General features: G+C 65.6%; 11 protein-coding genes. 6 read left to right on the forward strand and 5 right to left on the reverse strand.

What is annotated here, in order from left to right; genetic code table 11:
- The 6 genes from QOJ24_RS02935 to QOJ24_RS02960 all read left to right on the forward strand — a co-directional run.
- Window positions 1–584, forward strand: a 584-nt coding sequence (locus QOJ24_RS02935) for a CoA transferase (RefSeq protein ID WP_526258937.1), incomplete at its 5' end; no start/stop codon positions are given.
- Complete coding sequence (locus QOJ24_RS02940) at window positions 584–1,534, forward strand: VOC family protein (protein ID WP_526258939.1); 951 nt, start codon at window positions 584–586, stop codon at window positions 1,532–1,534. The genes QOJ24_RS02935 and QOJ24_RS02940, both read left to right, overlap by 1 nt.
- Window positions 1,535–1,537: 3 nt before the next feature.
- Entirely contained in the window at window positions 1,538–2,374 is an 837-nt protein-coding gene (locus QOJ24_RS02945) for a mycofactocin-coupled SDR family oxidoreductase (RefSeq protein WP_526258941.1), read from the forward strand.
- Between the two features lie 18 nt (window positions 2,375–2,392).
- Window positions 2,393–2,818, forward strand: coding sequence for a pyridoxamine 5'-phosphate oxidase family protein (locus tag QOJ24_RS02950; RefSeq protein WP_526258943.1), 426 nt, complete (start codon window positions 2,393–2,395; stop codon window positions 2,816–2,818).
- Window positions 2,808–3,176 carry a hypothetical protein gene (locus QOJ24_RS02955; protein WP_526258954.1) on the forward strand — a complete coding sequence of 123 codons (369 nt, stop codon included), beginning with the start codon at window positions 2,808–2,810 and terminating at the stop codon, window positions 3,174–3,176. The genes QOJ24_RS02950 and QOJ24_RS02955 overlap by 11 nt, the downstream gene beginning before the upstream one ends.
- 83 nt (window positions 3,177–3,259) lie before the next feature.
- The gene (locus tag QOJ24_RS02960) at window positions 3,260–4,105 is read left to right on the forward strand and encodes an acyl-CoA thioesterase (protein ID WP_526258945.1); all 846 of its coding nucleotides are present in this window, start codon (window positions 3,260–3,262) and stop codon (window positions 4,103–4,105) included.
- 8 nt (window positions 4,106–4,113) lie between these two features.
- On the opposite strand, the gene QOJ24_RS02965 is transcribed toward QOJ24_RS02960, so the two are convergent.
- From QOJ24_RS02965 to QOJ24_RS02985, 5 genes are all read right to left on the reverse strand, one after another.
- On the reverse strand, window positions 4,114–5,025 hold the full coding sequence (locus QOJ24_RS02965; RefSeq protein ID WP_526258947.1) for an SDR family NAD(P)-dependent oxidoreductase: 912 nt from the start codon (window positions 5,023–5,025) through the stop codon (window positions 4,114–4,116).
- A gap of 8 nt (window positions 5,026–5,033) precedes the next feature.
- Entirely contained in the window at window positions 5,034–6,164 is a 1,131-nt protein-coding gene (locus QOJ24_RS02970) for an acetyl-CoA hydrolase/transferase C-terminal domain-containing protein (RefSeq protein ID WP_526258956.1), read from the reverse strand.
- Window positions 6,165–6,223: 59 nt separating this feature from the next.
- Window positions 6,224–7,372 carry an acyl-CoA dehydrogenase family protein gene (locus tag QOJ24_RS02975; protein WP_526258948.1) on the reverse strand — a complete coding sequence of 383 codons (1,149 nt, stop codon included), beginning with the start codon at window positions 7,370–7,372 and terminating at the stop codon, window positions 6,224–6,226.
- Window position 7,373: 1 nt separating this feature from the next.
- The gene (locus tag QOJ24_RS02980; RefSeq protein WP_526258950.1) at window positions 7,374–7,601 is read right to left on the reverse strand and encodes a hypothetical protein; all 228 of its coding nucleotides are present in this window, start codon (window positions 7,599–7,601) and stop codon (window positions 7,374–7,376) included.
- A gap of 35 nt (window positions 7,602–7,636) precedes the next feature.
- The coding region (locus QOJ24_RS02985; RefSeq protein ID WP_526258952.1) for an amidohydrolase family protein at window positions 7,637–8,298 on the reverse strand (662 nt) is incomplete at its 5' end.

The raw sequence follows: 8,298 nt of genomic DNA on the forward strand, positions 1-8,298 counted from the left end.
CCATCTGGCAGTTGGGCCCCGACATCGTCGGCTCGGGTGTCACGGGCCAGGACATCCCGAAGTTCAACCTCGACGAGATGCCCAACCCCGCGGCCAGCATCTATAAGACTCGCGACAGCCGGTTCATTGCGTTCGTGCTGCTGCAGGCCGACCGGTTCTGGGCCGACTTCTGCACGCGGGTGGGACGGCCTGACCTCATCGACGACGAGCGGTTCGCCAACGCGATGGTGCGGTTCGAGAACCGTAAGGATTGTATTGCCGAGCTACGGAAAGCTTTTGCCGCAGAGGATCTCTCGCATTGGGAGAAGGCATTCGCCGGATTCGACGGGGTTTGGGATGTCATGCGGACCGCCCACGAGCTGCATGCCGATCCCCAGGTGATCAAGAACGGCTATCTGCCTCGGGTGACGAATGCGGACAACAACGAGTTCGCACTCGCCGCCAGCCCGGTGCAATTCGATGAGACACCGCTGGATTTGACCTGCGCTCCCGGCCACGGCGAACACACCGACGCGCTGCTGGCCGAGCTGGGTTACGACGAGGACGCGATCATCGACTTCAAGATTAAGTCGGTAGTGCTGTAGTGGCTTCGGAGGATCTGGCCCGGCGTTTCCTGCACGTCAATCTGAACTGCGACTCGCTCGATGCGACCGAGGGGTTGTACGCGGAGAAACTCGGGCTCTCCGCGCGGATGCGAACGGACCCCAAGGTGGCTACGGACGGCTCGATACTCGGGCTCGACGGTGAAACCTTCTGCGCAACATCGTTTCTCTATGATTCGCGCGGTGGCCGGGGCGGCTGCGCGCTGGAAGCGATCGAGTATCGCAGCCCGATGCTGAAGCGCGACCCAAGCAGCGATCCAGCGCGCACCGGCATCAGATCGACGCTGATGACCGTGGGGGACCTGGAAGGCACGGTAGGCAAGCTTCGCGAGGCGGGTGTCACGGTCGGCGATCCGGTCGACGGGCTGATCTCCGGCACGAAATCGGTGCTGGCGCTCGATCCCGACGGCGTGGTGGTCGAACTCGCCGAAAGTGCGCCTGATGTCGATGCGTCGGACGGTGCGCTGTTCGGCGGCATACGCATCGCGGCGGTCAATGCGGTGGCCACAGGAGACTTCCTGACCGCGATCGGATTCGCCGAGGTGGAGGCGCCGACCCTGAGGAACCTGGCCGGTGACCAACTGGCCCCTGGTGGATCGTCCGATGCGGTGGAATGTGTGGTGTCGCGTTACGCGGTGCCCGAGGATGCCCACCAGTTCAGCCTGATCGTCGTAGCGCACCCCGAGACCGCAAAGCGGGAGCCAGTGCCGTGGGGTGGTAACCATCAGGGTCTCTATCGCTGCGCGATGCGGGTCGACAACGCCGAGCAAGCGCTGGCCGCGGTGCCGGATTCCGTTGAGGTGATGGGGGATCCGGTGTGGTGTCCGCTGCCGGGCACCAAGATCGAGGGCCTTCACATCGCGTTCGTGCGTTCACCTGACGGCGTGGTGTTCGAGTTCGTCGAACGCCCCTTGAAGCACTTCAGCCGGTAACTCATGGGTGCGGATCCGATTAGACAGTTAACGGGCAACGTGGTCCTGGTTACCGGCGCGGCGCGAGGGCAGGGACGCAGCCACGCCGTTGCGCTGGCCGACGAAGGCGCTGACATCATCGCAGTTGACATCGCCGCAGACATCGAGTCGATTCCATATGCGTTGGCGACAAAAGAGGATCTGGATGAGACCGCTCGACTTGTTCGGAACACCGGCCGGCGGGTAGCAACCTATGTCGCCGACGTTCGCGACCTCGGCTTGCTACGGGCGTGCGTGCAGGCGGGCATCGCCGAACTGGGTGACATCGACATCGTCGTGGCCAATGCCGGCGTGGTTGCAACCGGCCGGACCGACCCATTCGACGAACAGGTGTATCGGGACATCGTCGAAACCAATTTGTTCGGCACGTGGAACACGATCGTCGCCGCGGTGCCGTCGATCATCCGCAAGGGGAAGGGCGGATCGATCATCCTGACGAGCTCGACACAGGGACTGGTGGGTCGCGGCGGCGACGGCTCGGCGGCGGCGTTCGGCTACGCCTCGTCCAAGCACGCTATCGTCGGTCTGATGCGGTCGGCTGCATACGCCTACGCGGAGCACGGCATTCGGGTGAACACGGTGCATCCCACCGGGGTCGCGACTCCGATGGTGCTCAACGAACACATGGGTCGGGTTTTCCTGGAGAACCCGTCGGCGCCGAAACTCGCGACCAATCTGCTCCCTGTTCCGTTCATCGAGGCGCAGGATGTCACGAACCTCGTGGTGTGGTTGGCCAGCGACAAGGCGCGCTATGTGACCGGCGCGACGATGCCGGTCGACGCCGGTTACACCGCGTTGTAGCGATCGAGATCGACTGTGGTGCAAATAGAAGCGACGCTCGTCGAATTCCTGCGCGACAACCGTCGCGCCTTCCTTTTCTGCCGCGACGGGTCGGGGCGGCCGATCGGCTACGCGATGCAATCCATCCGATGCGATCTCACCAGCCTGTACTTCTCGACGTATACCAAGAGTCCGAAAGTGAAGCACCTGCGTGCGAATCCTGCAGCTGCCTGCCTCGTCCTGGGCGAGCGCGAGGGTTCGGACGGAGCCTGGGCATCGGTGCGCGGTACCGCGGAGGTCTATCAGCCTTCCGCCGAGGAGATCGACGAATTGATCGGCGCCGGACCGCATGACGGGCGGGTCCCCGGCCGGGTGGTGGCCGGGGTGCGCGATCGACTGACAACAGGTAAGCGCTGCTTGATCCGACTGGTCATCGACGAGGTGGTGTGTGCGCATGCCACATGAACGCAGACGCGGACCGGTCGCCATGTCGGCCGACGAACTGGCCGCGTTTCTCGACGATGGACCGACCGGGGCGATCTGCCTGACCGACGCCGCCGGTCGTCTGTTGGCGTTGCCCGCGGACGTGATCGGCGGGCAGGAGAGCATGCTGAATGTCGAGATCGATGGGTTCGATGGGCCGCCGTCGCCAGGGACACCCGCGTGCGTCGTCGCCGATCGCTTCCCTTCCTACGAGGCGATACGCGGGGTCATCGCGCAAGGCTCGATCGCCTCCGCTGTGCCCGCGACACCTGGCCCATCGATCGTCACGGTCGCTGTTGCGCGCACTGTCACCTTCTCCTTCGCCAACGTCAGCATGTGAGCACCGTGGTCGCGTCGACGCCGCAGTCGTGAAATCCGAGGAATATTCATCGTTTTGACAAACCGAAAGTGGGGCCGAAGCTGTTGGCGACTCTGACTGATGTGCTGAACCTGTTCGACCTCTCGACGCTGGCACCCGACCTCTTCGAGGGCCGCCAACCCGACTCGCCTAACCACCACATCGTCGGCGGTCAGATTGCCGCGCAGGCACTGATGGCGGCAAGCCGGACCACCGAGGGGCGTCCCGCTCACAGCCTGCACGTCTACTTTCTGCGCCGCGGTGACGCGCGCCGGCCTGTCCGGTTCGAAGTCACCCGGCTGCACGACGGCGGCAGGTTCTCGAACCGCAGGATCGCCGCCGTCCAGGAGGGCGCGGTGCTGATGGAGGGGCTCGCGTCCTTCAGCGCCGGCGTCGAGGCAGCCGACTATCAGCGCGCGATGCCCCACGCACCTGAGCCGGAGTCGTTGATTCCCGTTGACGAGCAGCTGGCGCCGTACGCCGAGGAATTCGGCGACTGGTGGGGGGTCGAGCGGCCATTCGACGTCCGCTACGTTGATCCTCCGCCCCGCATCGCCGCAGACCGGAAAGAACCGGCGGGGCCGGTGAGCCGGATCTGGCTGCACGCCAGAGGGTCCGTTCCGGCCGATCCGGTTGTGAACAGCTGTGTGCTGACCCTTCTCAGTGCCCTCACGCTGTTGGAGGCGGCGCTGGGGCCGATGCGCAAGTCAATGCTGGACGTCTCGGCTCTGCTCGATCACACGGTGTGGTTCCATCGGACGGCAGATTTCTCGGATTGGCTCTTTTACGAACAATATTCGCCGAGCGGGATCGCCGGGCGCGCGCTGTCGACCGGCACCGTTTACAACCGCCGCGGGGATCTGGTGTGCACCGCCAGCCAGGAGGGGTATTTCCCGCCTGCCAGGGTCTAGGGGGAAGATCACTCCGTCGGCAAGGGACCCGCGAGGCCGCGCGGGGACGTGCCGTACAGCCAGCTCACCGCCTGCCCGATCTCGGAGAACTGAAGCGACACACCGTCTTTGGCGTGGTAGCGGCCGGGCGCTTCGGTGAAGCCCTCGATGCGGCTCAGCGTGTCCCCGTTGACGCGCAGGATCTGGCCGGTCAACCACGAAGAGTCCGGCGACTGCAGCCACGCGACCACGTCCGAACTGCGGGCCGGGTCCAGCGCGGGATCGTCGGCCTTCTCGCCACTAAAGAATTCCTCACTGATTCGGGTGACGGCCAGCGGCGAAATTGCGTTCACCGCAACGCCGTAACGGCGTGCTTCCATCGCAGTGACGACCGTGAGGTTGGCGATGGCCGCCTTGGCTGCACCGTAGGCGCTCTGGCCGACGTTGCCCCACAGCCCCGCGCCCGACACGGTATTCACGATGCGCGCGTCGATCTGATTGCCCGCCTTGGCTTGTGCGCGCCAGTACTCGCAGGCATGTTTGGTGACCGCGAACGTGCCCTTGAGGTGAACCGCGATCACCGCGTCCCAGTCGGCCTCGGTTGACGTGGCCACCATCGAGTCGCGCACGATGCCTGCGTTGTTCACCACGCCCGTGAGCGTCCCGAACGTCTCGACCGCCGTCGTGATCATGTCGGCCACGTCCTCCCACGAGGAGACCGATCCGGTGTGCGATACCGCCTTGCCGCCCGCTGCCACGATCTCGGCGACCACGTCGGCTGCCGGTCCCGCCCCGTCACCGGCCGAGCCGTCGCGACTCACACCCGGATCGTTGACGACGACAGAGGCGCCCTTGGCGGACAGCGCCAGGCAGTGCCCGCGCCCGATGCCCCGTCCACCACCGGTGACCAGGACGACGCGTCCGGAGAGGGGTCCAGTCATTGCGCTCCTTATTGCTCGAACAGCGTGGTGATGAGCCGGCGTCGCTGCGACCAATCCGCGCCGCGCAGGTCTGCGTGACCGGCCTCGGTGACGATCAGATCGACGTCGTGCGCCGCGGTGGACACCGGGCGGCTCAACCGCTCGACGAGCGGCGAGTGCCCGTTGACCGTCGTCGGGACGGCAATGATCGACAGCCCGCCGTGGGTCATCCGGGCCGCCGCGCAGTAGTCCGGATGGCCGCCGATGCCGCCCACCACCTTCTCGCCGCGGCCTTCGACGTTGACCTGCCCGAACGGATCGATCTCGATGGCGGTGTTGACGGCGATGAACGGCTCGCCCCTCGACAGCCGGGAGAGGTCATGGGTGTGTTCGATACCTCGAAGTATCGCCCTGCCATCTGCCCAGTCGTAGAGCACTTCGGTGCCGAACAGGTAAGTGGCCGAAGGCACGTCGAGCAGCATTCCGCGCTTGTCCATGTCGACCACCGCATCGGTCAGCAGGCCGGTGTCGATGCGCAGCGGCACTGTCGCACGCCGCAGCAGGGCGGTACCGAGTTGTCCCGGGCCGTACTGCAGACGAACGCGTTCGGGCACAAATCCCAGCACCGCGTCGGCGAGCGCGTCGTGGACGGGGTCGGGGTCCTTCTGCGGCATGCATGCCGGTCCGTCGCTGCTGGCGCCGCACACCTGCACGGCCGCGGGATTCAGCGGCGGACCCGCGTCCGCGCACGGCGAGCTGCGATCGACGATGGCGAGCACCGGCACGCCGGCATCCACGAGTCCCCGTTGCCACGAGACCTCCGTGCCGAAGTGCAGATGTCCGGAGCGTTCGACGAGGCGCATCACGAGAACGTCGGGTCTGAGCACGCCGGTCAGCAGCGGGGGTATTGCGCTCAGCCGGGTCGGTACGAAACGTGCTGTCGGGCTGGTCAATACGGTGCGCACACCCCAGCCCGGCATCAACGCGACGGTCTCGGCGAAGGCGTCGGCGTCGATGCCGTCGAGCGGTGCGGGAAGCCATCCCAGTATCAGCCGCACCGAACCGACCTCGCGGGCGAGCGCAGAGATGACTGCTCCGACCGATGTGCCGTCGTCGAGGCAGCGCAGTGCGCCCACGCCGTCACCGAGGACAATGGTCATCCCTGGGCGCAGTCGGGCGCGCAGCGCAGCGTCGAACGACGAATCCGCCGATGCCCTTGTCACCGTGGCTCTTTGGGGAGTCCCAGCACCCGTTCACCCAGAATGTTGCGCTGAATCTCGCTGGTGCCGCCGAGGATGGTCTGGGCGCGGCCGACCAGCATTTGCTGCACGAGGTCGTTGTCCGCCGGATCGGCACACGCATCGGTGCCGAGCACCTCGGTGGCCAGGTCACCCAGATCGCGATCGGTTTCCGAGGTCATCAATTTGAGCACCGAGAACGCCGCCGACGAGGTGTCACCCGCGACGATCGCCCGCTGCCAGGTGTAGCGCAGCAGCCACATTCGCGCCCACAGCTTGGTCATCGTCCGCGCCAGTACTGGGTCGAGCAGATCGTGATCGCGTGCCGCGTCGACCATCCGCTCGTGTAGCCGGAACATTGCGACCGCCTGCGAACCGAGCGTCAGCCGTTCGCGTCCGAGCGTCATGATCGCGATGGCCCATCCCTGGCCGACCTCGCCGATCAGCGCGTCCTCGCCCACTTCGGCGTCGTCGAAGAAGACCTCGTTGAACTTGCTCTCGCCGTCCATCTGCGTCAGCGGCCGCACGCTGATCCCTGGCGTGTCCATCGGGATGACGAACATCGACAGGCCGCGGTGCTTGCCGGGATCGGTACGGGCGAGCAGCAGGCCGTAATCGGCCGAATTCGCAGCAGAACTCCAGACCTTCTGACCATTGATCCGCCAGCCGATCGGGGTTTTCTCAGCACTGGTCCGCACCCCGGCGAGATCGGAGCCCGCGCCCGGTTCGGAGAACAGTTGGGTCCAGATGTCGTCCCCGAGCCGAATGGGTTCCAGGTAGCGCGACTTCTGTTCTTCGGTGCCGAATTTGATCAGGACCGGCCCGGCCAGGTCGATGGCGGTGATGGCGAGCTGACGTGGGACACCGGCGCGCGCGCACTCTTCGGCAAAGATCGCCTGGTAGGCGACGGACGCGTCGGCACCCCCGTACTCCACGGGCCAGTGCAGGCAGACATATCCGTGATCGGCGAGGTATTTGTGCCAGGCCCGGCCGGGCTCGACGTCCGCGCTCGTCGGAGTCGGCCCGTAATTACGCAGACCCGCCGGCCTTGGTGCGTTCTCCAGGAACGAGCGGATCTGCGACCGAACTGCGGCGGTGTCTTCGGCGCTCGTCTCGGCGGCTACCGACACATCACTTCCCGTCGCGGTAGTCGGTGTACTCGTCGCGGACGGATTCCATGGCGTTGAGACGCCGCTCCAGCAGCGTGATCTCCGGATCGTCGGCGCCTTTCGCCGTCAACTCGTCCAGCCGTGCCCGGGTGCGACCGATCTCGCCGACGAGGCGCTCACGCGCCTCGTCCTTGGTCAACAAGTCCTGGTCAGTCCAGTCCGAAACCGGAAGCTGCTCAATCCTGTCCATGGCGTTTGGTCTTCTCGTCCCGTCCCTGCCCGCCGTCACGCCGCTCGCGGGAAGTTGTAGAACCCGCGGGCGTTCAACTCGACCATTTGATGCACCTCGTCGTCGGAAACATCCTTCAACGCTTCCGCGGCACGGTCGCGGCTGTTCGGCCAGAACGAGTCGGAATGCGGATAGTCGCACTCCCAGGTGATCTGGTCGACGCCGACCGCATGGCGCACCCCCACGCCGAAGTCGTCTTCGATGAAACAGCCGTGGAAGTGCTTCTTCCACAGATACGACGGCTCGTGGTCCTGGTTGATGTTGTTGTAGAACCGGTGCTTGCGCCACACGCTGTCGGCCCGTTCGAGGATGTAGGGGATCCAGCCGATGCCGCCCTCGGACAACCCGATCTTGAGGTCGGGATGCCGGTAGAGCGTGTGGGAGAACAACCAGTCGGTGAGCGCCGTCATCGACATCGTGCCCATCAGCGTGACGAACACCGCGAACGGCGCGTCCGGGGCGATCGGCGGTGGGAATCCACCGGAGCCGAAATGTTGGGCCAGAACGAGTCCCGTCTCCTCCATCGCCGACAGCAGCGGGTCCCAGTGATCGGAATGCACCGACGGCAGACCCAGCTTGTCCGGCAGGTCCGGGAAGGTGACGCACTTGGCGCCCTTGGCGGCGACCCGGTGGATCTCTTTGACGCTGGCATCCACAT

Source organism: Mycobacterium sp. (assembly GCF_032159775.1).
GTDB lineage: Bacteria > Actinomycetota > Actinomycetes > Mycobacteriales > Mycobacteriaceae > Mycobacterium.